This window comes from Acinetobacter sp. YH12116 (assembly GCF_013418895.1).
GTDB lineage: Bacteria > Pseudomonadota > Gammaproteobacteria > Pseudomonadales > Moraxellaceae > Acinetobacter > Acinetobacter indicus.
The window spans coordinates 149,439-173,675 of the sequence record NZ_VPBE01000002.1; the positions used below are offsets into that span (position 1 = coordinate 149,439).

Genomic DNA, 24,237 nt, shown 5'->3' on the forward strand with positions numbered 1-24,237 from the left:
GATTGAGGTATGAACGTGATTTCAGTAGGTATTGTCGGCGGTACAGGTTATACAGGCGTTGAACTTTTACGTCTTTTACTACGACATCCAGAGGTACAGGTCACTGTATTAACCTCACGTACTGAAGCTGGTCGCCGTGTCGATGATATGTTCCCAAGTCTGCGTGGTCATACCGATTTATGCTATTCAGATTTAAATATTGAAGATTTAAAACAGTGTGATGTGGTGTTCTTTGCCACGCCGCACGGTGTTGCCATGAAACACGCGGCCGATCTGGTTGCGGCCAATACCAAAGTCATTGATCTGGCGGCAGATTTCCGTTTACAGGATTTGGCCCAATTCGAAAAATGGTACGGCATGGAACATGCGTGTCCGGACATTCTTAAAGATTCAGTCTATGGTTTATCTGAACTGAACCGTGAGCAGATCAAAACTGCACAGGTGATTGGCAACCCGGGCTGTTATCCAACTACCGTGCAATTAGGTTTGGCACCATTATTAAAATCTGCTGAAACCTTGATTAAACCTGAAAGTATTATTATTGATGCCAAATCGGGCGTATCCGGCGCCGGCCGTAAAGCCAGCCTGGGCATGATTTACTCTGAAAATGCCGATAACTTCAAGGCTTATGGGGTGGCAGGTCACCGTCATCATCCGGAAATTGTGGAAGCATTGGAAAATATTTCTGGTCAAAAAGATGTGTTTAACCACATTGTGTTTGTACCGCATTTAGTGCCGATGATTCGTGGCATGCTCAGCACCATGTATATTGACCTGACCGATGCAGGGGATGCGGCAGATGTACAGGCGCTATATGAACAGTTTTATGCGCAAGAGCAGTTTGTAGATGTAATGCCAGCAGGCAGCTCACCTGAAACGCGTTCAGTACGCGGCGCGAACCAGTTACGTATTGCGCTGTACAAGCCGCAACCGAAGAAACTGGTGGTGCTGGTGGCACAGGACAATCTGGTGAAAGGGGCAGCCGGTCAGGCGGTACAAAACATGAACCTGATGTTTGGCTTTACAGAGCAGGCTGGCCTCGAGGTGATTGGTCTATTACCATAAGAAACGCTTTTCGACTTCACACACATTTAGATTTCGATTTAAATGTGTGGTTTGAATGCAATCAAAACAAGAGATGACGATGCAGAATACGGATACCAATACCACGTCACAACCGACGCCACCGAAAAAACCTTTTATGCAAAGCAATTTACCTCTCGTACTCGGTGCAGCTGTATTAATGTTAGGCAGTGGCTTTTTGGGCTATTCGGTGGGGCATCGTCAGGGTTTGACTGTGGTCGGTTATGATGCCGATGCAGAGCAGCTGGTTGAAGTCGTACAGGAACAGAAAGTTCGTCTGGAAAGCCTGAATAAAACCCTGAATGCAGCGGTTCAGGAGCGTGATGTAGCGGTCAGCAATGCCAATGACCTGTATGCGGCCCTGAATCAGGCACGTAATGATAAAATCCAGGCCGATGGCATGGGCAATTTATACCGTGAAGTGCTGCGTGATCGGGGTGGTTTAAGTCTGACCATCCAGAATATTGGGATTAAACCTTTACCCGATAATGCCTATGAATATCAGCTCGATCTGGTGCAGATCAGCCCGAATAAGCGCCGTGCTTCAGGCAATGTTGAACTGCGTCTGATTCAGGGCACCGAGGTGCTGGTGGTGCCCATGGAAGACAATAATTTCAATTTTGATAATTATGAGCGCCTGACCGGCCGCTGGACCATGCCAAAAGGCTTTAGTCCGCAATTTATTGAAGTGCGTTTAACTGGTAGTACCCCTGTGACCAAACGATTCAGCTGGGCACGTGGAAAAGCCACGGAAGCGCCTTCTGCCTTTATCTCTGAAATACCGCAAGCAGAAGCCACTGCGCAATAACTGTGAAATAAATCTCTTATGCGAAGTAACAAACGACCAATTTGTTTAAACGAAATCAAACAGTCTTTTCAGCAGTCTGGCATGGTGGACTGGCATTTTAATCCGCGTTTAAGTACGGATGAGCCGAATGAGCATGAGGACGGAGACATTGCCGTACAGACGGCACCGCCTGAATTAAAGCGTCCACCACTATACGCTGTCGTTTTATTGAACGATGACTATACCCCAATGGACTTTGTAATTGAAATTTTACAACAATACTTTGCAATGAATCTTGACCAAGCGACTCAAGTAATGCTAACTGTACATTACGAAGGAAAAGGTATTGCAGGGGTTTATCCGCGAGACATCGCAGAGACCAAAGCAAACCAAGTCAATAATTACGCTCGATCTCAAGGTCATCCATTACTTTGTCAGATTGAGCCTAAAAACTAAGGGGGTTACATGCTCAGTCGTCAATTAGAAGTATCATTACGTTTGGCTGTTAGCATGGCTCGTCAAAAGAGACATGAGTTTCTGACGGTAGAACATTTATTATTGGCTTTGCTCGACAATGATTCTGCAGTAAATGCGCTAAAAGCATGCGGGGCAGATATTATTGTGCTGCGCAAAGAACTTGAAGAATATGTAGAACAACATACCCCTAAACTCGGTGAAAACAGCGATCAGGCACCGCATCCAACGGAAAGCTTTGACCGCATTTTGCAACGAGCAATTTTCCATGTGCAATCCAGTGGTGGTGATCGCACAGTCGAAGGCGCAGATATTCTGGTTGCGATGTATTCGGAACGGGATTCTTTTGCCGTATATCTATTAAAACGCCATCAAATTAACCGTTTAACCTTAACCCAGTATCTTTCTCACGGTACGCGCAAAGAAGAATCGCAAGCCGAAGAAGAAATTGAAGAACTCGATGGGGAAAGCTCAACTTCGGCCAATAGCGGTCCGCTGGAGCTGTATACCACCAACCTCAACAATGAAGCGGTGAAGGGCAAAACTGACCCACTGATTGGCCGTGAAAAAGAAATTGAACGCGCCGCGCAAATCTTATGTCGCCGTCGCAAAAACAACCCGCTGCTGGTCGGTGATCCGGGGGTTGGTAAAACCTCAATTGCCGAAGGTCTGGCCTGGTTAATCGTGAATGGTAAAGCGCCAAAACCACTGCTCAATTCGGAAATTTACAGTCTGGATATTGGTGCCTTGGTGGCCGGAACCAAATACCGCGGTGATTTTGAAAAACGCCTGAAACAGCTGTTAAATGCGTTAAAGAAAAAGCCGGAAGCGATTTTATTTATTGATGAAATCCACATGATTATTGGTGCCGGTTCCAGCATGGGCAGCACCATGGATGCCTCGAACCTGATTAAACCGGCGCTAGCCAATGGCACTTTGCGTTGTATCGGTTCGACCACGTTCCAGGAATATCGTCAGGTCTTTGAGAAAGATCATGCCTTGTCGCGTCGTTTCCAGAAAATTGATGTCAATGAGCCATCAATTCCTGAAACCATTGATATTTTACGTGGCCTGAAATCAAAATTTGAAGATTTCCACCATGTGCAATATGACGATAAAGCACTGGTTTCTGCGGTTGAGTTGTCATCTAAATACATCAATGACCGTTTCTTGCCAGACAAGGCCATTGACGTGATTGATGAAGCCGGTGCACAGCGCCGTCTGAAAGATGAGCAGGAAGATCGTCTGATTACCGTGGAAAATATCGAAGATATTGTGGCGAAAATTGCCCGTATTCCACCGAAAACGGTGTCTAAAGATGACAAGACTGTGCTTGAGCATCTGGAACGTGATCTGAAACGTGTGGTGTTCGGTCAGGATGAAGCGATTGAAGCGTTAGCATCTGCCATCAAACTGTCACGCGCCGGTTTGAAATCGCCTGATAAACCAGTGGGTAGTTTTGTATTTGCCGGCCCGACCGGGGTGGGTAAAACTGAAGTCACCAAGCAGCTGGCCAAATTGCTGGGTGTCGAGCTGGTCCGCTTCGATATGTCGGAGTACATGGAACGCCACGCGGTGTCCCGTTTAATTGGTGCGCCGCCGGGCTATGTCGGTTTTGATCAGGGTGGTTTGCTCACCGATGCGATTCATAAAAATCCGCATTGTGTGCTGCTACTCGATGAAATTGAAAAAGCCCATCCGGATGTGTTTAACCTGTTGCTGCAAATTATGGATCATGGCTCATTGACCGATAATAACGGGCGTAAGTCAGACTTCCGTAATGTGGTGCTGGTACTGACCACCAATATTGGTGCAGAAAGTATTTCTCGTGTCAGCATTGGCTTTATGGAACAGGACAACAGCAATGACAACCAGGAAGCAATGAAAAAAGCCTTCTCGCCTGAATTCCGTAACCGTCTGGACAGCGTAATTCAGTTTAAAGCCTTGCCGACCAGCGTGATTGAAAGCGTGGTCGACAAGTTCCTGACTGAACTGCAAGCTCAGCTGGATGAGAAAAAAGTCATTCTTGAAGTAGATCAGGATGCACGTGAGTGGATGGCTGAACATGGCTATGACCGTTTAATGGGTGCACGCCCAATGCAGCGTTTAATTCAGGAACACCTGAAGAAACCACTGGCAGAGATGATCCTATTTGGTGAGCTGGCTGAACACGGCGGCAATGTAGCCGTATCTGTCAAGAAAGAAAACGGTAAAGCCACCGGTTTGAAACTTGAAGTATTTGAAGATCAAACCGCTGAACCGGCTTAATCCTGTACTTGAATATGAAAGCCCGTGTATGCACGGGCTTTTGTTTGTTTAAGGTTTATCTTTTTACCTTTCTATTGGAAAGCTGCGCGTCACTTGTATTGTGAGTTTTTATGGATTTTTCTATCACTAAAATTCTGACCACGGTTTGTCTGTTCTTGGTGACGGCGGTGGCGGAAATTTTGGGCTGTTACTTTCCTTATTTAATTTTGAATCAGGGGAAATCACATTGGCTCTGGTTGCCTACGGTATTGGCTCTAGCGGTATTTGTCTGGCTGTTAACCTTGCATCCGGCAGCATCAGGGCGAATTTACGCCGCTTATGGTGGAATTTACATTTTTACCGCGCTGATGTGGCTGAAATTTGTCGATCAAGTCAGTTTAAGTCGTTGGGATCTGCTGGGTGGTCTGGTGGTGATGTGCGGCGCGCTGATTATTATTTTGCAGCCACAAGGACTGGTGCGTTAATTTTTCTATTGTCATTGTGGGCTGAAAATGGGAATTTACTGCGGCAGGATTTACTACCGCAGTTAGTGATTAATCGGGTTGGTTTAGAATTGACATTCCGAATTTTTTAGCTGTAACTGATACTGCTGCTGCGCCGAGCTTAACTGCAGCTCAATCCGGTAGGGATTGACGCGTTGGAACTGATGCTCAAAAATCATCTCGCAATTCTGCAGTAAATTCTTTTTCATGATTTTTTTCACTTCGCTATGGCCCACATCCTGAGCAAACTGCTCGAAATCCGGGCTGCTAATCAAACCTTTCACTTCAACTCGGTCTGCAAATAGCTGCATCTGTTCAATAATCGTATTCTGATCGACCTGATACGGCAGGGTGCGTGAATCTTCCACACTAATAATATTCAGAATTTCATTAAGTCCGGTCGTATTCTTGATTTTGTACTCGGCATCAATGATCTGTTTTTGTTGCAGATACTGGTCCAGTTCACTGGCATGGCTGGTGAATGAAAGGGCACTGAGTCCGAGGGCTAAAACTGTCGACAAATAGATTTTATTGTTCATTCGAGTCACACATTATGAGCTGTATTCTAGACATTTATATCAACATGAATAGGGCGGATAAGCAACCATCCGATCTGGCTTTATCTCTATAAATTTAAGAAATATATAATCTATTTATCTATAAATTATTGTGTTTAAAGACTTTTTAACTAAAAAATTGATCAAAAATTACATTTTATTTTTTGTGTGAAGTTTCCATTAAAAGTTATATTAGCAACGTGCTTATGCTGTATCTAAGCAAAAATATCTCCTTATGTGGCAAGAGCTTATCGCCTATACATGAGAAATTTCAATAAATTAAAAATGAGGAAGATAAACCTTGAGCCAAGCTTAAACCAAACAGGAAAAAGCCAGTCGAATTAAGGGAATTATCGGGGCGGCCTCGGGCAACCTCGTCGAATGGTTCGATTTCTATATCTATGCTGTATTTGCGGTTTACTTTACCCAAGCGCTGACTGCACCGAACATGGATAGTTCTACCCAGGCCATTTATGTCTGGGGGGTATTTGCGGCAAGCTTCTTTATGCGTCCGATTGGCAGCTGGCTGTTTGGACGTATTGCCGATAAACATGGCCGTAAAAAGTCCATGGTGATTTCCATCTGCCTAATGGCCTTCAGTTCCTTTCTGTTTGCTGCATTGCCGACTTATGAGCAAGTCGGGATGGCGGCACCGTTCCTGCTGTTGCTGGTGCGTTTGTTACAAGGCTTGTCGGTTGGCGGGGAATATGGTGCGGTTGCCACCTATATGAGTGAGCTGGGTTTAGAAGGTCAGCGCGGCTTTTTTGCCTCGTTCTAATATGTGACTTTAACCGGCGGACAGTTACTGGCCAGCTTGCTGGGTGTAATTTTCCTGAGTTTTATGACCGAGCAGCAGTTACAGGATGGCGGCTGGCGTATTCCGTTTGTGATTGGTGGTCTGGCTGCCATTGCCTCACTGCTGGCACGAAGCCGTCTGGAAGAAACGTTGTCACATGAAGACAGCGATAAAGAAGAGTCGGGCAGCTTAAAAGAGCTGTTTAAAAATCACTGGAAAACTTTCTTGCTGGTGGTGGGCTATACCTCGGCGGGTTCACTTAGTTTCTATGTGATTACGGTTTATTCCAAAACCTATCTGACCAATATCGGCATTGATTCGCAGACGGTCGGGCTAATCATGACGGGCTGTATTTTTATTCTGATGGTGGCGCAGCCATTCTTCGGGATTTTATCAGACAGGATTGGTCGCAGAAATTCGATGCTGCTGTTTAGTGGTCTGATGGCGATTGCCATTTATCCTGTTATGGCAATCGGGATGCGTGCCTTTAGTGATTCACCCATGATGGTGGCCTTGCTGTTGATTTTCCTGATGATGCTGTTAAGTCTGTATACCTCGATCAGTGGAATTGTAAAAGCGGAAATGTTCCCGCCGCATGTGCGTGCACTCGGTGTTGGTTTCTCTTATGCGGTTGGTAATGCAGTATTTGGCGGCTCAGCCCCTTCAGTGGCTTTACAGTTTAAATCAGCCGGTATTGAAAACAGTTTCTTTATCTATGTGATTGTGATGCTGGTGATCTGTTTCTTCTATAGTCTGCAAATTCCTCGTGAAGCGCGCTATTTAAAAGATGATCATTAATCCGGATTTCATGACTTGATCAAAACGAAAAAAGCACCGGGAATGAACGGTGCTTTTTTATCTTGATGCGGTTAGCAATTATTTTAAATGCTCGTTGATCAGGAATTCCATTAGGGCTTTTTGTGCGTGTAGACGGTTTTCCGCTTCATCCCAAACCACAGAATTTTTATGATCCAGCATATTTTCTGAAATTTCTTCACCGCGGTGTGCAGGCAGGCAGTGCATGAACAGACAATCTGGATGCGCTAGATCCATGAGGCGTTCATTAACCTGATAGTTGGCAAATGCCTGTTCACGGATTTTCTGTTCTTCTTCTTGACCCATGCTGGCCCACACGTCGGTCACGATTAAATCGGCATTGACTGCGGCATCTTCAGCAGAATCGACCAGTTCAACACAGTGAGCAAATTCAGACAGGAATTTTTCTTGTGGCTCATAACCTTTAGGTGCGGCCACTTTCAGCTTGAAGCCCCACATGTGTGCCGCTTCAATATAGGAGTTACACATGTTGTTGCCATCACCAATCCAGGCCACGGTTTTGCCTTCGATTGGACCGCGATGCTCAAGGAAGGTTTGCATATCGGCCAGTAATTGACATGGATGATGATCGTCAGTTAAGGCATTAATCACCGGCACTTTGGAATAAGAAGCAAAACGCTCCACAATGTCATGTCCAAAGGTGCGAATCATGACAATATCCAGCATGCTTGAAATCACGCGTGCTGAATCTTCAATAGGCTCACCACGACCTAACTGGGTGTCGCGTGGAGATAAGAAAATTGCGCTACCACCAAACTGATTCATACCAGCTTCAAACGATACACGGGTACGGGTACTCGACTTCTCAAAAATCATGCCCAAAACTTTACCAATAAAAGGTTGGAAAACTTCATGCTGATGCTGCTTGCGTTTAAGTTCAATTGCGCGTTGCAAAATCTGGTTAAGTTCTAAAGTCGACAGGTCGCGTAAAGTGAGAAAGTGACGTAGAGCCATTCGTTACTCCACAATAATTGCTGAAATTGAAATCAAAACAACAATTAGTTGTTGGTTGGTTAAATAAAACAGGGAATCGGCTAATATACTATATTGAATCGAAATTGCAAAAAACTAGACGATTTGGTGACCTTGCAGAAAGTGATCGACACAGTAATGAATATAGTCATCTGTGGTTTGCGGGTCATCCTGAACAGGCAAGCCCATTAAAATCCGCCATTCCAGATTACGCAGAATGCCAAAGAACAGCTGCGCTGAATAAAGTGAATTCTCACAGCGAATCAGACCCTGGGCGGCGGCATGATCCAGCGCATGTGCAATGGATGTTTGCAAATGCTTGGGGCCTTGTTCATAGATATAACGCGCCAGTTCCACATTGTGCTGGGTGCGCTCCAAAATTAACCTTAAAAAGGCAGAATTGGCCGGCACACTTAAATGGCTTTTAAAATTATCTAGTGTATGAATTAAATAAGCCCGTAAATCCCCCTCAAAAGATTCAAAGGGTAAGCAAATGTCTTTAAAGAACTTTTCCGCACGATAATCACAAATGGCGGTAAACAGGCCTTCTTTATTGCCAAAATATTTATAGATAAAGGCCTTGGAACCACCGGCATGATGCACGATATCATCCAGCGAGACAGCATCGTAGCCATGTTCCAGAAACAGGTCATTGGCGCTCAATAATAAAGCCAGACAGCGTTCATGCCCACGCTTGGTCGGAGGGACATCTTTGCTAAAGGGTTCTAACTGAGCCAAATCATGCATAATCAGGGAGCAGGCCGCCAATTGGTAAGGAATAAATATAATTGTAGCAAATATATGACCGCTTGGCATGGAATAGCGTAGACGGAAATGTATTGACTTTTTTCTTACAGATTTACTTGAATATTTGACTAAAGTTTTAGGGACTTTATTCTAATTGGTCATGGTTTAGGCAAAGATTCTGAGTATACTCAAGCCTCAATAATTAGAAACTACTGTGGAAAGGACGATGACAGAACAAACATCTGCAGGCTTAAGATTCAGACAGGCGCTGGACACGGAAAAGCCCTTACAAATTATCGGTACAGTCAATGCCTATGCAGCCATGATGGCAAAACAGGTCGGCTATAAAGCCATTTATGTATCGGGTGCAGGTGTCGCCAATTATTCCTACGGTTTGCCGGATTTGGGCATGACCAGCCTCGATAATGTCCTGGAAGATGTACGCCGTATTACAGAACGTGTCGATACACCTGTGCTGGTGGATATTGATACCGGCTGGGGCGGTGCATTTAATATTGGCCGTACCATCAAGCAAATGATTGCAGCAGGTGCTGCTGCGGTGCATATTGAAGATCAGGTGGCGCAAAAACGCTGTGGCCATCGCCCGAACAAGGAAATTGTGACCCAGCAGGAAATGGTGGATCGTATTAAAGCGGCAGTCGATGCCAAAACTGATTCCAACTTTGTGGTGATGGCGCGTACCGATGCCTTGCAAAAAGAAGGTTTGCAGGCGGTGATTGACCGGGCCTGTGCCTGTGTCGAGGCAGGTGCAGATGCCATTTTTGCAGAAGCCATGACCGACATTACCATGTACAAAACTGTTTGTGATGCAGTCGGTGTACCGGTACTGGCCAACATTACCGAATTTGGTGATACGCCGTATTACACCACTGATGAACTAGCTGAGCAGGGCGTGCGTATGGTGTTATATCCATTGTCGGCAACACGTGCAATGCAAAAAGCAGCGCTGGAAGTGATGCAGTCGATTCGTGAGCATGGCACACAAACCCATGTGCTGGATAAAATGCAGCAACGCAAAGAATTATATGAATTTTTAGATTACCACACCTTTGAAAACACATTAGATAAACTGTTCAAGCAGGAGAATTAAAACAATGGCTGAAGGAAAAGTACTGACTGGCGCTGGATTGCGCGGACAAGTCGCAGGGAAAACCGCATTATCGACGGTTGGAAAAAGCGGTGCGGGTCTGACCTATCGTGGTTATGACGTGCAGGATCTGGCAGAAAACTGCCAGTTTGAGGAAGTCGCTTATCTGATCTTCTTTGGTGAATTACCTACCACCGAACAGCTAACCAGCTATAAAGCCAAGCTGAAATCTTTACGTCAGTTACCAGATGCACTAAAAGAAGTACTGGAGCGTATTCCGGCCGATTCACATCCCATGGATGTGATGCGTACTGGCGTGTCGATGCTCGGCAATCTGGAAACCGAACAGTCGTTTGATGTGCAGCAAGATGTTGCTGACCGTATTCTGGCCGCTTTACCGGGCATTATCTGTTACTGGTACCGTTTTAGCCATGACGGCGTACGTGTTGATGAAAATACCGATGATGATTCAATTGGCGCGCAATTCCTGCATCTGTTACGTGGTGAAAAACCAAATGAGTTGCATGAACAGGTGATGAACGTGTCGTTAATTCTGTATGCAGAGCATGAGTTTAACGCATCCACCTTTACGGCGCGCGTGTGTGCATCAACCTTGTCTGATATGCATTCATGTATTACCGGCGCGATTGGTTCACTGCGTGGTCCACTGCACGGCGGTGCCAATGAAGCGGCTATGGAAATGATTGAAAACTGGACCTCTCCAGAAGAAGCTGAGCGTGAAATGCTGGGCATGCTGGAGCGTAAAGAGAAAATCATGGGCTTTGGTCATGCTATTTATAAGGACAATGACCCGCGTAATGGCATTATTAAAGTCTGGTCAGAGCGTCTGGCCAAAGATGTGGGTGATACCGTACTTTATCCAGTATCGGTCCGCTGTGAAGAAGTGATGTGGCGCGAGAAAAAACTGTTCTGTAACGCAGATTTCTTCCATGCTTCGGCTTATCACTTTATGGGTATTCCGACCAAGCTGTTCACGCCAATCTTTGTGATGTCGCGTGTGACCGGTTGGGCGGCGCATGTGATGGAACAGCGTGCGGATAACCGTATTATCCGTCCAAGTGCGGATTATACCGGTCCAGAACTGCGCAAAGTGGTGCCAATTGCAGAGCGTACCTCGGCGGCTTAATCTGCCGTGTACTTGAATAAAGCCTCATCTGAGGCTTTATTTTTTGCTGCTATATTTTTTCGCTCCATTTTTGCTGTTATTGAGAGTTGCTGAGCAGAACCGGATCTTCAATTGGATAGCCCATTTCAAACGGAATGCCTAAATATTTCACAGTCACCAGCATTTTTGACTGCTGCGGAATGTTATAGGCCTGGTGAATGTTCAAGCCTTGCTTATAACTGGTGGCTTGCTGGACGGTACTGCGGAAGTTCCCCGCATCAACCCGATAGCAATATTGCCACTGCGGTACCGCTTCCGTACCATTAATCCAGTCGGCACGACGTTTGCTACTGTGCAAAACCTTAATTTGCGCCTGTTGCGTACTAATCTTGGTTAAGGGTTTTAAGCGGTTTTTAATTTTGGCCAACTCGGCATTAAAGCGGGTAGGTGGCTGGTCATAGTCAATCTTTTTGGTTTTGGGATTAATATACAGCGAGTTGACCTGAACCAGCTGATTCGGCTGTTTAGATTTAAAGTTGTAATAATACAGCTGCGGCAAACGGCCACGACCATCTTCATAATGGCGCAGCAGATAGACTTTTTGATCTTTCTGGTCATAGCCCAGCACTTCAATTCGTTGCTGGCCGCCGACGGTGGCAAAACTGATGATGGGCAGACAGGCCAAAGCAGAAAATAATAATGGTTGAACCAGTTTCATACTTCGACTCCACATTGCAGGATATGGTTTTACTTTAAGCCAAAATCATGGAGAAAAGATGAGAAACTGTGTATCTAGGTGGGTGAAGATAAAATAAGTGCCAATACTTCCTGTGCCACCAAGTGAGTCAGTTGATCCAGCCGTTCAATCGGGCTGCCATCCAGCAGATAATGAAAATTATGCAATTGCTGCTGATAGTGAATGGCAATATAAAAAGTGCCTTCGGGTTTCTCTGCAGAGGCGCTGCCACCGGGTTTCAGCAAACCGGTACAGGCCACCACAATATTGGCCTGTTTAAACAGAGCCTGGCCATGCAAGGCCATCTGCGCGGTAATTTCCGCAGATTCCGCCGTGTAATGCGCAATCAGTGCCGGATCAATCTGTAACAGGTTGGCTTTAATGCTCGGGTCATAGCTGACCAGCGCCCCGAGTAAAATATCTGCGCCGCTATTTTTATAAATTGAAAACTGGCTGCATAAATAGCCTGAACTGGCACTTTCAATAAAGGCAATGGTCAGTTGCTGTTGTTCCAGCGCATCACAGCAGCGTTTCAGCATGATGAATCTCCATTTCTTCTTCTTTTCCAAGCGATTTTAAGCGAGATCAGCCTCAATCTTGTTGCGGATTCAGGCATTTAGCACTAAAGATCGCGCGTTCCGGTTTCAATTGTATAGCAGTTAGGCGAAACTCGAAATTATCGGTTTATTCTGCTGCAAAAGAATGGTAAAACTAAAAATAAAGTGCTTAGTGAAAGTAGGTTAATACAATGAAAACGATTGTGAAATATATGGTCTTAAAAGACCTCGACTACCAGTTAGGAACCTTACTTTTCCAGGAAGAATTACAGGCCGATGCTTTATATTTTGACCAGATTCCTGAAGTAATTTCTTATCAGAACCATCAGTTTAAAGTGATTAGTAAAGAACTGAAACGCGTCCAGAACGCAGCAGAGCCAGAAAACTTGCAACGTATTATTGTCAAAGTCGTGACTGTGGCATAACACTGAAAGTCGCCTGCGGGCGGCTTTTTTTATCTGCCTTATTTTTAAAACTGTTGCAATAACAAAGCCTGAATTAACAAGAAAGCAGAAATATTGACCAAAGCTATACAGCGTGGCTGTCTTAAATCATGAACAATAAAAACAGTTCAACACAACAATAAAGACAGGAGTCGATGATGGCTAAACCAGAAAAAACCTCTAATGAAAAGACCCAGCAACAGCAACCTCAACCCAAGACCGATTCACAAGTGATTCCAAATAAAAAGAATCCGCATCCACAACATCCAAGAGATAAACAGGATACCGCCGTACAGCGCTAAATCTGGGGGATGTTTATCCATCAGCTCCTAATTTTTCATAGTTAAATCAAACGTGTTGCAGGACAGGAAGCGTCAGTATAGCGCAGAGCTTGCTGCAGTTTGATCAAGGAGATGCAAGATGAAGATCGGTTTATTTGTCGGCATGCTTGCCAGTTGTACGCTGATGGCATGTCAAAGCGTACCTTCTACACCAGCACAACAGGTAGATGTGACCAAGTCCTTAGGTTTAAAGCAGTGTGAGGGGGATGATCCCAAAGTGCGTTTACAGCAGCTGAAAGAGCAACTGCAGCAGGCCGGGATAGAAGTTTATAATGAAGCACTCGGGCATGATGGTCTGGTACATATTACCGTGTGTGGTGCCAGTACCGGCCAGACTGCCATCTTTACCATTTCGGCCACACAACTGGGTGCGGCGCAAGGCTTGGGTTATCAGCTAACGCTAGCACCTTAGTCAATAAAATGTGACAAGTAACGTTTTGAAATTACTTTGAAAAATATGACTTGTTGTTTAAAAAAAATAAAAAATGGAAGCTTTTGCCAATGCTGGAAATCCAGGAAAATAGGACAATTTTAATCAGGAAATATGCGCTGTAAATTCTTATTTTTTCTTGACTTTTCTCTTTATGAGTTTGAGTTCATACATCCCTCGTATGGACTCTTTTTTTGCCTGGATTTTAATAGAAATGTAATTTATTAAAATATTTTAAACAATGGTAAAAATCGAGCAAAGCTAAATAACTGATATTTTTTATATTATATATCTATATATTATTTTTTCTATATTCTTAAAAATGAAACTTTTGCTACTTATATTTAAAACTAATGAATAAAGGTTAAAGTGAGGTTAAAGCAGATGAACGATGTCAGCTTGGAGTTTTTAAATCAGGCCATTGATAAGTGCCTAAAAGAGGGCAAGAAACCGAAAAAACTACGTTTGGGCTATAAATTGTATGCGCATTTTATGCATGATATACGTTTTTCCAAGGAAGTCCGAGATTCTGCACTCGATCCGGACAAGCGCCGTTATCGTGGAATCAAGCTAAAAGTGACCCAAGATGAGTATGAATTAAGTTTTGTGGAAAAAGAATAATCCGTATTTTTAAATAGATAAAAAAAGTAAATGTTATTTTTTGCTAATTTTAGTGATAGAAATTTAATATAAATTACCAAGTATTCTGGATTTATATACATGTAGGGGATGTATATTATAAATAGGTGAGCTTTTGTAATATAATGCAATTGGTCATATCACTATTTCTTGGTATAAGAACAGAACAATAATAAGAAAGGAGTATGGATATGAAAGTGAATACACGACGGTCTTTAGATATTACGGTTCTGGTGAGTGCTTCATGTATTATCACCTGTCTGATTTACTTATTAGGGCAAAACAGAGTCGTACTCTTTTAAAAATAAAAACCACCTTCGGGTGGTTTTTATTTTCCAGTTGAGATTCGTTAAACCATATTAACCTTCAATCTGACAGGCTTCTGCGCAGGCACGACAGGCGCGGGCACAGTTTTGACAATGTTCATCTTCATGCTGGCCACATTCTTCGGCACACAGTTCACAGGCTTTGGCACACAGGTCCATGGCTAAATGATGTAGCTCCGAGTTGCGAACTTCAAAGGTAACACAGAGTTTGCAGGTTTCAACACAGTCCAAACAGCGCTGGATGCAGGTTCGCATCATCTGCACATGTTCTTCGTGTAAACAGGCATCTGCGCAGCGTTGACAAGCAACAATGCATTCCAGACAGGCCTGTATTGAAAGCGAAGATTGTTGAACGGATGAAAGATGCGGCAGCTGATTCATAAGCAGATCCTCGAATAAAGTCCGGTTGATATCAAAATTTATTGCGGTATTTCAATCCAGGTTTCTTGTACTTCTTGCAGGTTTTTAATCAGGATAATGCGCTGCTCGCAAATATCACCCACCCAGGATAGCGGGATCAGATGTGCTTTGCCTTCGGCATCCTGACTTAATTGGATTCGATCTAAATCCAGAAACTGTTCAATTTGGCCCAGATGAACGCCGTTAGCGGTAAAGACCTCCGCATGTTGTTGCAGTTCATGATGACGAAACTTGGCCATACTGCTGCCTCAAGAACAGGATTTTTTCACTCTAATGCAAGCTATCGTACAAAAGATGAAAAGCAATAAAAGCGATACAAATCAGCGGCAGATATTCACGTCGTATTAAACGGTTACATGCTTTTAAATAGAATAAAGAGAGGCGTGGGTTTTATTTATATACAAGGGTATTTTATTTATGACAGTTTTGTCCTATTTATATCAGACAGTTTAAGTGGATAAACTGCCTGATTTATTCTGATTTAAAACCGATATTTATTTATCGCTCGAAATCATACTTTTTAGAACATGATCGCGGTCAATAAAATGATGTTTTAATGCCGCCAGTACATGGCCTATCAATAATAGGCCTGCTGCCCAGGATAAATAGATATGTAAGGGTTTAACGATGGCTAACAGCTCCGGATTGGCTTGTACCATATATTAAATGATCTGCATCTGATCTCATCTTGAGGATTTCTTTTTTCAATCTGTTGAGTTGCGTCACAAAGCAAGTGCTAAAATACTGAAATTCGGCAGAGTTTCTCAGCAGTATCCTCAACTGCAAGCAAAGGCAAATACATGCAACCCAATGCACTCATCAAGTTCCATTACAGATTCAACATGCAAGGATTGGGCGGCTAATGCGATCACTTGCAATCAGTACACGGCTCGGCGGTTTCTACTTTTTCTACTACGCCATTGTTGGCACATTTATGCCATTTTGGAGCCTGTATCTGGAAGATCAGGGCTTCAATTATCAGGAAATCGGGATTCTGTCTTCCATTGCAATTATCACCCGTTTTTTTGCCCCTTTTATTTGGGGATGGATTGCCGATAAATCCGGTAAACGCATGTTGCTGGTGCGTATTGCCACCTGGATGGAAGCCTGTATCTGGTTCATGCTGTTTATCATTCCGAATAGTTTTCAGTCAGTCGCGTTGTTGATGCTAATTTTTAGCTTTTTCCAGAATGCCATTTTGGCCCAGTTTGAAGGGGTGACTTTATTCTGGCTGGGCGATCAACGTGAACAGCTGTATGGCAAGGTGCGTAAATGGGGATCGGTCGGTTTTATTGTTGCGGTATTTGGTATCGGTGCCTTGCTGGAAATTATTCCAATCTCCATGCTGCCGGTATTGTTGCTATGTATCGCGTTTCTGGCATTTATCTGGTCTTTTAGCATTAAAGAACCCAGCGCTGCACCTAGTTCCCAAAAACAGCTGGAACCTTTGTGGTCGGTGTTAAAACGACCTGTGGTGGCCTGTTTTTTCCTCATTGAGTTTATTCTGCTATTTTCGCATGCGCCGTTTTACAGTTTTTATAGCAATTATCTGAGTCAGGCTGGTTTTAGTACTTCAATAATTGGTTTGTTGTGGTCAGTAGGCGTGATTGCAGAAATTATCATGTTTGCTTATGCAACCTTTTTCTTGTCGCGCTGGTCATGGCGAACACTGGTGATGGCTTGTTTGCTGCTGACCGGTTTACGCTGGATTGTTGTGGGTATGCTACCTGACAGTTTTATCGCCCAGTTTTTTGCCCAGACCATTCATGCCTTTAGTTTTGGCTTATTCCATGTGATTGCGATGCGGGTGATTTTTCAGAATTTCAGCTTGGGTCAGCAAGGACGAGGGCAAGCTATCTATAGCACTATGTGGGGTATGGGTGTGGCGTTGGGAAGTATTTTGGCTGGTTATTATTGGGATATTTTTTCAGGGCAAACGGTCTTTATCTGGGCTGGCTTATCTACATTACTGGGTTTGTTACTGGTCTTTGGTTTACCGAAACAGCTACAAAAACAGGCGTAGAAAAAGCCGGTCATATCGACCGGCTGTTGAATCAGGCTATTCAAGTCTTTAAATTTTGATGTGCTGATATTGCGGGAACCACGGCTGAGCCTGTTCCAGTTGTGCAGCCAGTTGTAGTAATACATCTTCACGAGCAAAAGGTGCAATAAACTGAGAACCTAAAGGCAAGTGCTGTTTATTCCAGTACAGTGGCACAGACATCGCCGGTAAGCCGGTAATATTGGCCAGCTGGGTAAAAGGTACCCATTTCAGGTTTTCCCGTACAATCTGATCGACCAGTTTGCCTTGGGTTAACAGATGCGCCTGTCCGACTTTCAACAAGGCTTTTAACACCGGTTTTTGCCAGGCTGGCGTTTTAACTTCGCCATTCTGGGGAGCTACCGAGGCTGTGGCTGGGGTCAGATATAAATCATAACGGTCAAAGAACTGGTTCATTTGCGTGGTATAAACGCCCCAGTTATTCAGGTTGTGAATATAGTCCAGCGCAGAGGTTTTGGCACCAAATGCAGCCAGCGCCAGTGAGTCCAGCTCGAAATCATCATCACGTGAAGGATACTGTGCGCGAATCTGGCTGAGCATATAAGAGAACTGACTAAACCAGGTGGTAATAAAATCTTTGGCTAGTTGCATGCCATCAATAGCCGGCTGATCTTCAATTACTTCATGCCCAAGGCTGGTTAAGAGTTTTACAGTGTGCTCAATGGCCTGAATAGCATCTTTAGATACAGCGGTACCAATAGGAGAGTGGGTGCTAAACGCAATTTTCAGTTTTTTCGGTGCTTGTTGCATCAGCTGCAGATATTGACCTTCCGGGCGCTGAATCTTAAATAAAGAGCTGTGTTCTTCGCCGTGGGTTGCATCAAGCATGGCGGCGCTATCCCGGACACTGCGCGTCAACACATGCTGAATGGCGGCGCCGTGCATGGCTTCACTCATGGACGGTCCCCATGGGGTACGGCCACGACTCGGCTTTAAACCGAACAAGCCGCAATAAGAGGCAGGAATACGAATCGAGCCACCGCCATCGCCGGCACCGGCCAGCGGCACAATACCGGCGGCCACCGCAGCCGCAGAACCACCCGATGAGCCACCACTATTATGTTTTAAATGCCACGGGTTTTTACAGCTGCCCCAGGCATCCGGTTCGGTAATGCCTTTAATCCCAAATTCAGGAGTGTTAGTACGGCCAAAAGTCACAATTCCGGCCTGTTCCCAACGATTGACAATTTCAGCGTTTGTTTCGGGAATATAGCCCATCCTTTTTAAGCCCTGACAGCCATAAGAAGTCGGGTAGCCAGCGTATTCCTGAAACAGGTCTTTGACCAGAAAGGGTACCCCAGCAAATGGACCCGACAATGGCCCTTGTACGCGTTGCTGTGCATGTTCATGCATCGGAATAATAATTGCATTCAGGCTTTTGCTTTGTTCGGCACGTTGTATGGCCAGTTTCAGTAGTTCCGATGCCTGAATTTCTTTTTTTGCCACTAATTCGGCCAGCCCCAGACCATCATATTTTAAATATTCTTGTAACTTCATTTTCAATCCTGAAAATATAAATTGTCAGAAACTGTTGTAAGAGATTTTACGCAAAGTTGCAAGGTGAGATTAAAATTTAAACAGTAAAAATTAGCGATTTTGGGGCTTAAAAAAATTGTTGAGTTATGTTTATGCACTAAGTTTATTGCAAAAAATATGCTAACGTTAGCGGGTACTTTATATCATTGAATCAATGTATGAAAAAACTTTATCTCACCAGTTTAATGTTAGTATGTTGCACTGCCGTGATGGCCAATGAAACAAAAACGACAACAACAAATAGTGCTGCCGCAACCGCTGCAAAAGCGCCTGTCAATGCCAATACCGTTCGTGTCATTACCCGTCCTGAAATTGTGGGATTGTGGGGCATGGAAATTCCAAATAACCGCAAATGTATTGAATATTATAATTTTCGGGGCGATAACGATGTCATTATCAAAAGCGGTCAGGAATGGTCGTCTGGCATCTATGACTATCAGCCGGCAGAAGATCCGGCCAGCAGTTTACCTGCCTTAATCATGCAAATTAAATATGACAATAATGAGGTCGATTGTTCCGGTTATCAGGAAGATCAGACCGGGGAGATTTCACAATATTTTGTGCAATGGAAAAACCCGCATACTATTCATTTCTGTAGTAATGAAAAAGCCGAACAGTGCTTTGCCACTTTGCGCCGTGTTTTGCCTTAAAGCTGAAATTCAGCCATAAAAAAACCGCTGAAATCAGCGGTTTTTTTATTTTCACAAGGAAACGCTTAGGCTTCCTTGTTGGCACCTTCAAGCTGCTTTAACAAATGCTTTTCCAGGTAGTGAATATCCATTGCCTGTTTGCAGAAGTTTTCATCTTGCAAGATCAGATCTTTATGTAATGGAATATTGGTTTTCACACCGGTCAAAATCATTTCATCCAGCGCCTGACGCATGCGCGCAATACTGGTGCTACGGTCTTTACCATGCGCAATCAGTTTAGCGATCATCGAGTCGTAATAAGGCGGAATGCTATAGCCCGGATAGATATGTGAATCTAAGCGGATACCGGCACCACCAGACGCGTAGAAGTTTTCAATCTTGCCTGGTGATGGCAGGAAGGTTGATGGATCTTCCGCATTGATACGGCATTCAATGGCATGACCTTTCACCTGAACATCTTCCTGCTGAATGTCGAGGCCTAAACCACCGGCAACGCGCAGTTGTTGTTCAATAATATCAATACCTGTGACCATTTCAGTTACCGGGTGTTCTACCTGAACACGGGTGTTCATCTCGATAAAGAAGAACTCGCCATCTTCAAACAGGAACTCGAAAGTACCGGCACCGCGATACTGCATCATCTTACAGGCGTTGACACAGGCTTCTAAAATATCTGCACGTGCTTGCTCTGGCAGGTTTGGTGCTGGTGCTTCTTCCAGAACTTTTTGATGGCGACGCTGTAAAGAGCAGTCACGGTCATACAGATGGATGGCATGGCCGTTACCATCGCCCAGTACTTGCACTTCAACGTGACGAGGCTTTTGCAGGAAACGTTCCATATAGACCGTATCATCACCAAACCACATTTCCGCATCACGCTGCGCCGCTTGTACCGATTCCAGCAGGGTATCGACACGTTCAACAATACGCATACCACGACCACCACCACCGGCAGCTGCTTTAACAATCAGTGGAAAGCCGATTTCTTTGGCTTCAGCCAGGGCATTTTGTGGTGTTACTGCATGGGCAGAACCTGGTACCGTCGGTACGCCGGCTTTACGCATGGCGGTAATGGCAGAAACCTTGTTCCCCATTAAGCGGATGTGTTCTGGACGCGGACCAATAAAGATAAAGCCTGAGCTTTCTACAATTTCGGCAAATTCCGCATTTTCAGACAGGAAACCATAACCCGGGTGAATGGCATCAGCACCGGTAATTTCTGCTGCGGTAATAATCGCAGGAATATTCAGATAACTGTCGCTGCTCGCGCCCGGACCGATACACACGGCTTCATCACAGAAACGTAAATGCATCAGGTCTTTATCGGCATCGGAATAGATACCGACAGTTTTGATTCCTAAAGTTTTGCAGGCCCGGGTGATGCGAAGCGCAATCTCACCACGGTTTGCAATTAAAACTTTTTGCAACATTGTGAGTCCCCGTGGTCTTAAGCGCGGTAGCGGAAGAGTGGTTGACCAAACTGAATCACTTCACCATTTTTAACTAGAATTTCTTCAATCACGCCGCTTTGAGTCGCTTCAATCGGGTTCATGATTTTCATGGCTTCGATAATACCTAAGGTTTCACCTGCAGAAACGGTTTGACCGATTTTCACAAAAGGTGCTTCACCTGGGCTTGGTGCTGCATAGAACACACCAACCATTGGAGAAGTTTCAACTGCGCCACGTGGAGAAGATTTCGGTGCTGATGGCAGATCTGCTGCTGGAGCAGGCATTGCTGGAACTGCTGCCGCTACTACTGGACTGCGACGAGTAAGCGCAATCGCCTGATCGCCTTCTTTAACTTCAATCGCTTGTAAGTCAGATTCAATCATCAGGTCGATGAGTTTCTTGATTTTACGGATATCCATGAGACAGTATTCCTAATTAAGATTGCGAAGTGAGTTGAATTTTTTCGATAACGTAGTCAAGTGCAGCAGCATAGCCTTTTGCACCCAATCCGCAGATCACGCCTACAGCTTTATCGGACAAATATGAATGATGTCTAAATGCTTCACGTGCATGCACGTTAGACAGATGGACTTCAATAAACGGGATGGCAACGCCAAGAAGTGCATCACGTACTGCGACTGAGGTATGGGTCAGGGCTGCAGGATTAATAATGATGAATTGAACGCCTTCTTGACCTGCCTGATGAATTCGGTCGACAATGGCACCTTCCCAGTTACTCTGGAAAGTTTCTAGCGAAAATGATGCATTTTGCGCTTGTGTCATGAGCTGCTGATTTATATCCTCAAGGGTAAGGTGTCCATAAACCTCAGGTTCTCGCTTTCCTAGCAAATTTAAATTCGGTCCATGAATAACCAAAATGGTTGAACTCATCCAGCCTGCTCCAATTAATAAGTTGCAAATAGTCTTTGCAAGATGTCTGCAAAGTTTGCTTATTATGGCATGAAATTCCACATTTTTTTTATAATTTCTTTAAATTTACGTGAAAAGCATGTCGCAAAATATGGCTATATCATGCAAACTTTGCATACAATTCACAATGTTAAAAGATTCCAAATTTGCACGAAATTACGGTTTTTTACATTGTAATGAGAATTGACCAAAACCATTCACAGGTTTGCCGCAAAATAGTTTGATGAGTTTAAGCCCAAGTAGATGGCCTACATGTGCATCCGGTTTTATCTCTGGATTTCCCCCGGAATGCTATCCCTGAATTTGGGGAGTTTTTATCCTCCTCCTGATTTCTATATTGAATTGGCCGCGTTTTAAAATTTATACCATTCAATATATCTGCTGAGAGGTTGCCGCTATAGATTCTGTTTTATCTGGCTTTAAACTACCGTGTTGATATCTTTATTTATTATTGAATTACAAATATTTATCTTTATTTTGTGCTTGGGATATAGTAATTCGATTAGTCATTAGCGTGCTGTTTAGATCAGTTTAGCATGTGCTTAATAGTTGGGCTGATCTTTCAGATAGAGGGTGTATTCGAGTATTTAAAGCACCAATAGGAAAAGAGCAATCCTGATCATGGATAGTCATTGTGACGAACACGAGAGCAGGTTGAAGTCAAAAGCGTTAGATTTATTTTCAGGAAGTCATTGACCAATTCTTTCATTGAAAAAGACAGTTTCGTGTCTTTCTGTACGAAAGCCGTTCAGGCAAGGTTGGCAAAATTTGATAGTTCACGTATTGCCTAAACTGATTTGGCGAGTAGGGCCTTGATTTTAGAATTAAAAAATAACAGTATTGCTTTATTAAGGGGAAATCTTCTTAAATGCGACGAATATCTTAATTTAGCCTAAATAAGGCAGATCTATCTAATTCAGTCTGTGACAACCTTGTATCGGCGAAATGCTGTATAAATAGACAAATAGCCCTGATGTGCTAAGATAAAGACATATTACACACAGTGTGAACAGGAGTTGTCCAATGACAGCTTATACGATTATGAAAGCAGGCAAGGTGGAGGATGATATGATTCCAAAACTGGCGATTCACGCATTCCGTGATGCTTTTAAGCAGGCATGTGCGTCTTCAACTGTGGTGTATGTGAAAGATCAGCAACTGGTACAGCGCCAGCCGAATGGTCAGGAAAGCGTAATGAAGGATGTATCTGCGGCTTATCGTAGTGCGCAGCATCTTCCAAAAACCTTGACACGTAAAAAGAAATTACAGACCGTTCATTAATTTATGCCACAACCCCGCATCAGGATGTTTGCAGGTCCGAATGGTTCAGGAAAAAGTACCATTAAGGAATATTTGTTGCCCCATCATATTGGGGCATATTTAAATGCAGATGAACTCGAATATCAGCTTAAACACTCTGCAGTTTTGCATTTGGACCATTATCATCGGGCATTGAATGCAGCTGCTTTAATTTCCTTTCTAGAACAAAAACAACGACCGCAGGCAAATACATGGGTGCCTTTATTACGTCAGCCACCGGTGTTAATCAGTGCAAGCTGCGTACAGTTTGATCCTGCAGAAATCGATTCCTATTTATGCGCGCGTATTATTGATTATATTCGCCTGGAATTTTTACGTTTAAAGGTGAGTTTTACCTTTGAAACAGTGATGTCGCATATTTCCAAAGTGGAATTTTTACATGAGGCAAAACGCCACGGATTTAAAACCTATCTGTACTATGTTTCCACGGTTGATCCGCTGATTAATATTGCGCGGGTGCAGTATCGCGTAGAGAAGGGCGGGCATGGCGTGCCTGAACAAAAGATTAAACAGCGTTACTACCGCAGTATGGATTTATTAATGCAGGCGGTGGATGCCACAGATCGAACCTACTTTTTTGATAACTCGACGGATGGTCAAGCCGCATCTTTTCTGGCCGAGATTGAAAATGCCGAGCTGTTAAAAATAAATCCCGAGGCGCAGGTGTTGCCAGAGTGGTTTGTAGAGAAAGTTTTAAATGCTTTTGAGTAAGTCAGTTCACTTGGATGGGTACTCATCTCTATTTCTGATCAGCAGCTTTAAAACGCCAAGAAATTAAAGCCAAACTACATAATATTCTGCCGAAGTACAAAATTCCCCGAGGATATATTCGGGGGATTTGCCCAACTATCAAGATCAGCTAATTAATTCACATGATTTTTCTAGCAAACTGTTTTCCATTTACGACCTGTAAGGCGGTTTATTAAACTAAAATAGTCTTTATCCAAGTCCTGTTTTTAGAGATGTGCTGGCCGCGCTAAGCCTCTAGTCAGTGGAAGCTTTTTTATTTTCCTTATTTTTTAAACGCTTCATTCTCATTCCTTTATCCCTAAAATAGCCTAAGCAACACTCTCCTTAATCAGCAAATGACAACGCAAAAGCCAGAATAAAGGAAGGGGGGAGGATGGTTAGCTCTTTGTAAGAAAGGATAGCTATTTAT

At 43.9% G+C, this 24,237-nt stretch carries 26 protein-coding genes and 2 pseudogenes; 16 read left to right on the forward strand and 12 right to left on the reverse strand.

Annotation, left to right across the window (positions count from 1 at the left end; genetic code table 11):
- The first annotated feature begins 9 nt into the window (after positions 1-9).
- The 5 genes from argC to FTU54_RS02105 all read left to right on the forward strand — a co-directional run bounded on the left by argC (position 10) and on the right by FTU54_RS02105 (position 5,076).
- Positions 10-1,065, forward strand: coding sequence for an N-acetyl-gamma-glutamyl-phosphate reductase (argC, locus tag FTU54_RS02085; protein WP_171526523.1), 1,056 nt, complete (start codon positions 10-12; stop codon positions 1,063-1,065).
- Between the two features lie 79 nt (positions 1,066-1,144).
- Complete coding sequence (locus tag FTU54_RS02090; protein ID WP_075167738.1) at positions 1,145-1,891, forward strand: DUF6776 family protein; 747 nt, start codon at positions 1,145-1,147, stop codon at positions 1,889-1,891.
- Positions 1,892-1,909: 18 nt separating this feature from the next.
- Positions 1,910-2,326 (forward strand): ATP-dependent Clp protease adapter ClpS, encoded by a 417-nt coding sequence (clpS, locus tag FTU54_RS02095; RefSeq protein WP_035363010.1) that lies wholly within the window; start codon positions 1,910-1,912, stop codon positions 2,324-2,326.
- Between the two features lie 9 nt (positions 2,327-2,335).
- The gene (gene clpA, locus FTU54_RS02100; RefSeq protein WP_005177712.1) at positions 2,336-4,612 is read left to right on the forward strand and encodes an ATP-dependent Clp protease ATP-binding subunit ClpA; all 2,277 of its coding nucleotides are present in this window, start codon (positions 2,336-2,338) and stop codon (positions 4,610-4,612) included.
- 110 nt (positions 4,613-4,722) lie between these two features.
- On the forward strand, positions 4,723-5,076 hold the full coding sequence (locus tag FTU54_RS02105; RefSeq protein WP_005177718.1) for a YnfA family protein: 354 nt from the start codon (positions 4,723-4,725) through the stop codon (positions 5,074-5,076).
- Between the two features lie 83 nt (positions 5,077-5,159).
- Here FTU54_RS02105 and FTU54_RS02110 read toward each other — a convergent pair whose 3' ends face one another.
- Positions 5,160-5,633, reverse strand: coding sequence for a hypothetical protein (locus FTU54_RS02110; RefSeq protein WP_016658171.1), 474 nt, complete (start codon positions 5,631-5,633; stop codon positions 5,160-5,162).
- Between the two features lie 358 nt (positions 5,634-5,991).
- Between FTU54_RS02110 and FTU54_RS02115 the strand changes: the two are divergent.
- Positions 5,992-7,245 (forward strand): annotated as a pseudogene (locus FTU54_RS02115) (MFS transporter).
- Between the two features lie 78 nt (positions 7,246-7,323).
- On the opposite strand, the gene argF reads toward FTU54_RS02115, so the two are convergent.
- Together argF and FTU54_RS02125 are read right to left on the reverse strand one after the other, a co-directional pair.
- Positions 7,324-8,238 (reverse strand): ornithine carbamoyltransferase, encoded by a 915-nt coding sequence (argF, locus tag FTU54_RS02120; RefSeq protein WP_005177730.1) that lies wholly within the window; start codon positions 8,236-8,238, stop codon positions 7,324-7,326.
- 114 nt (positions 8,239-8,352) lie between these two features.
- A complete protein-coding gene (locus FTU54_RS02125; RefSeq protein ID WP_075167741.1) occupies positions 8,353-9,003 on the reverse strand; it encodes a TetR/AcrR family transcriptional regulator in 651 nt (216 codons plus the stop codon).
- A gap of 226 nt (positions 9,004-9,229) precedes the next feature.
- On the opposite strand from FTU54_RS02125, the gene prpB reads away from it, so the two are divergent.
- Together prpB and prpC are read left to right on the forward strand one after the other, a co-directional pair.
- Complete coding sequence (gene prpB, locus FTU54_RS02130; RefSeq protein WP_005177735.1) at positions 9,230-10,114, forward strand: methylisocitrate lyase; 885 nt, start codon at positions 9,230-9,232, stop codon at positions 10,112-10,114.
- 4 nt (positions 10,115-10,118) lie between these two features.
- Positions 10,119-11,258, forward strand: a complete 1,140-nt coding sequence (gene prpC, locus FTU54_RS02135) for a 2-methylcitrate synthase (protein WP_045795691.1) — start codon at positions 10,119-10,121, stop codon at positions 11,256-11,258.
- Positions 11,259-11,334: 76 nt separating this feature from the next.
- Here the strand turns inward: prpC and FTU54_RS02140 are convergent, their stop codons facing one another.
- Both FTU54_RS02140 and FTU54_RS02145 read right to left on the reverse strand, forming a co-directional pair.
- Positions 11,335-11,955, reverse strand: coding sequence for an aminotransferase (locus FTU54_RS02140; RefSeq protein ID WP_168399650.1), 621 nt, complete (start codon positions 11,953-11,955; stop codon positions 11,335-11,337).
- Between the two features lie 74 nt (positions 11,956-12,029).
- On the reverse strand, positions 12,030-12,512 hold the full coding sequence (locus FTU54_RS02145; RefSeq protein ID WP_168399651.1) for a CinA family protein: 483 nt from the start codon (positions 12,510-12,512) through the stop codon (positions 12,030-12,032).
- A 209-nt stretch (positions 12,513-12,721) separates the two neighbouring features.
- Here FTU54_RS02145 and FTU54_RS02150 point away from each other — a divergent pair, with 209 nt between their 5' ends.
- The 4 genes from FTU54_RS02150 (at position 12,722) to FTU54_RS02165 (ending at position 14,365) form a co-directional block, all read left to right on the forward strand.
- Positions 12,722-12,955: a hypothetical protein gene (locus FTU54_RS02150; protein WP_005177745.1), complete on the forward strand. Its 234-nt coding sequence runs from the start codon at positions 12,722-12,724 to the stop codon at positions 12,953-12,955.
- A 176-nt stretch (positions 12,956-13,131) separates the two neighbouring features.
- Entirely contained in the window at positions 13,132-13,275 is a 144-nt protein-coding gene (locus tag FTU54_RS02155; protein ID WP_005177747.1) for a hypothetical protein, read from the forward strand.
- Between the two features lie 118 nt (positions 13,276-13,393).
- Positions 13,394-13,726, forward strand: a complete 333-nt coding sequence (locus tag FTU54_RS02160; RefSeq protein ID WP_168399652.1) for a hypothetical protein — start codon at positions 13,394-13,396, stop codon at positions 13,724-13,726.
- A 402-nt stretch (positions 13,727-14,128) separates the two neighbouring features.
- On the forward strand, positions 14,129-14,365 hold the full coding sequence (locus FTU54_RS02165; RefSeq protein ID WP_160241332.1) for a hypothetical protein: 237 nt from the start codon (positions 14,129-14,131) through the stop codon (positions 14,363-14,365).
- A gap of 377 nt (positions 14,366-14,742) precedes the next feature.
- Here FTU54_RS02165 and FTU54_RS02170 read toward each other — a convergent pair whose 3' ends face one another.
- The 3 genes and pseudogenes from FTU54_RS02170 to FTU54_RS02180 form a co-directional block, all read right to left on the reverse strand.
- Positions 14,743-15,090, reverse strand: coding sequence for a four-helix bundle copper-binding protein (locus FTU54_RS02170; protein ID WP_104471465.1), 348 nt, complete (start codon positions 15,088-15,090; stop codon positions 14,743-14,745).
- Between the two features lie 38 nt (positions 15,091-15,128).
- Entirely contained in the window at positions 15,129-15,368 is a 240-nt protein-coding gene (locus FTU54_RS02175) for a DUF2171 domain-containing protein (RefSeq protein ID WP_005177756.1), read from the reverse strand.
- Between the two features lie 255 nt (positions 15,369-15,623).
- A pseudogene (locus FTU54_RS02180) lies at positions 15,624-15,788 on the reverse strand (cytochrome b); the annotation flags it as partial.
- 203 nt (positions 15,789-15,991) lie between these two features.
- Here FTU54_RS02180 and FTU54_RS02185 point away from each other — a divergent pair.
- Entirely contained in the window at positions 15,992-17,152 is a 1,161-nt protein-coding gene (locus tag FTU54_RS02185) for an MFS transporter (RefSeq protein WP_168399653.1), read from the forward strand.
- 48 nt (positions 17,153-17,200) lie between these two features.
- On the opposite strand, the gene FTU54_RS02190 is transcribed toward FTU54_RS02185, so the two are convergent.
- Positions 17,201-18,688, reverse strand: coding sequence for an amidase (locus FTU54_RS02190; RefSeq protein WP_180074357.1), 1,488 nt, complete (start codon positions 18,686-18,688; stop codon positions 17,201-17,203).
- Positions 18,689-18,885: 197 nt separating this feature from the next.
- Between FTU54_RS02190 and FTU54_RS02195 the strand changes: the two genes are divergently transcribed.
- On the forward strand, positions 18,886-19,377 hold the full coding sequence (locus FTU54_RS02195) for a hypothetical protein (protein WP_034597534.1): 492 nt from the start codon (positions 18,886-18,888) through the stop codon (positions 19,375-19,377).
- 65 nt (positions 19,378-19,442) lie between these two features.
- Here FTU54_RS02195 and accC read toward each other — a convergent pair whose 3' ends face one another.
- Genes accC through aroQ form a run of 3 tightly spaced genes read right to left on the reverse strand, consistent with a single transcriptional unit; the run spans position 19,443 to position 21,719 of the window.
- Positions 19,443-20,807 carry an acetyl-CoA carboxylase biotin carboxylase subunit gene (accC, locus tag FTU54_RS02200; protein WP_005177767.1) on the reverse strand — a complete coding sequence of 455 codons (1,365 nt, stop codon included), beginning with the start codon at positions 20,805-20,807 and terminating at the stop codon, positions 19,443-19,445.
- Positions 20,808-20,824: 17 nt separating this feature from the next.
- On the reverse strand, positions 20,825-21,247 hold the full coding sequence (gene accB, locus FTU54_RS02205) for an acetyl-CoA carboxylase biotin carboxyl carrier protein (protein WP_005177770.1): 423 nt from the start codon (positions 21,245-21,247) through the stop codon (positions 20,825-20,827).
- A 16-nt stretch (positions 21,248-21,263) separates the two neighbouring features.
- On the reverse strand, positions 21,264-21,719 hold the full coding sequence (gene aroQ / locus FTU54_RS02210; protein ID WP_005177772.1) for a type II 3-dehydroquinate dehydratase: 456 nt from the start codon (positions 21,717-21,719) through the stop codon (positions 21,264-21,266).
- 1,062 nt (positions 21,720-22,781) lie between these two features.
- On the opposite strand from aroQ, the gene FTU54_RS02215 reads away from it, so the two are divergent.
- The gene (locus FTU54_RS02215) at positions 22,782-23,039 is read left to right on the forward strand and encodes a hypothetical protein (protein WP_005177774.1); all 258 of its coding nucleotides are present in this window, start codon (positions 22,782-22,784) and stop codon (positions 23,037-23,039) included.
- Positions 23,040-23,042: 3 nt separating this feature from the next.
- Positions 23,043-23,789: a hypothetical protein gene (locus tag FTU54_RS02220; protein ID WP_016658159.1), complete on the forward strand. Its 747-nt coding sequence runs from the start codon at positions 23,043-23,045 to the stop codon at positions 23,787-23,789.
- Positions 23,790-24,237: the final 448 nt, after the last annotated feature.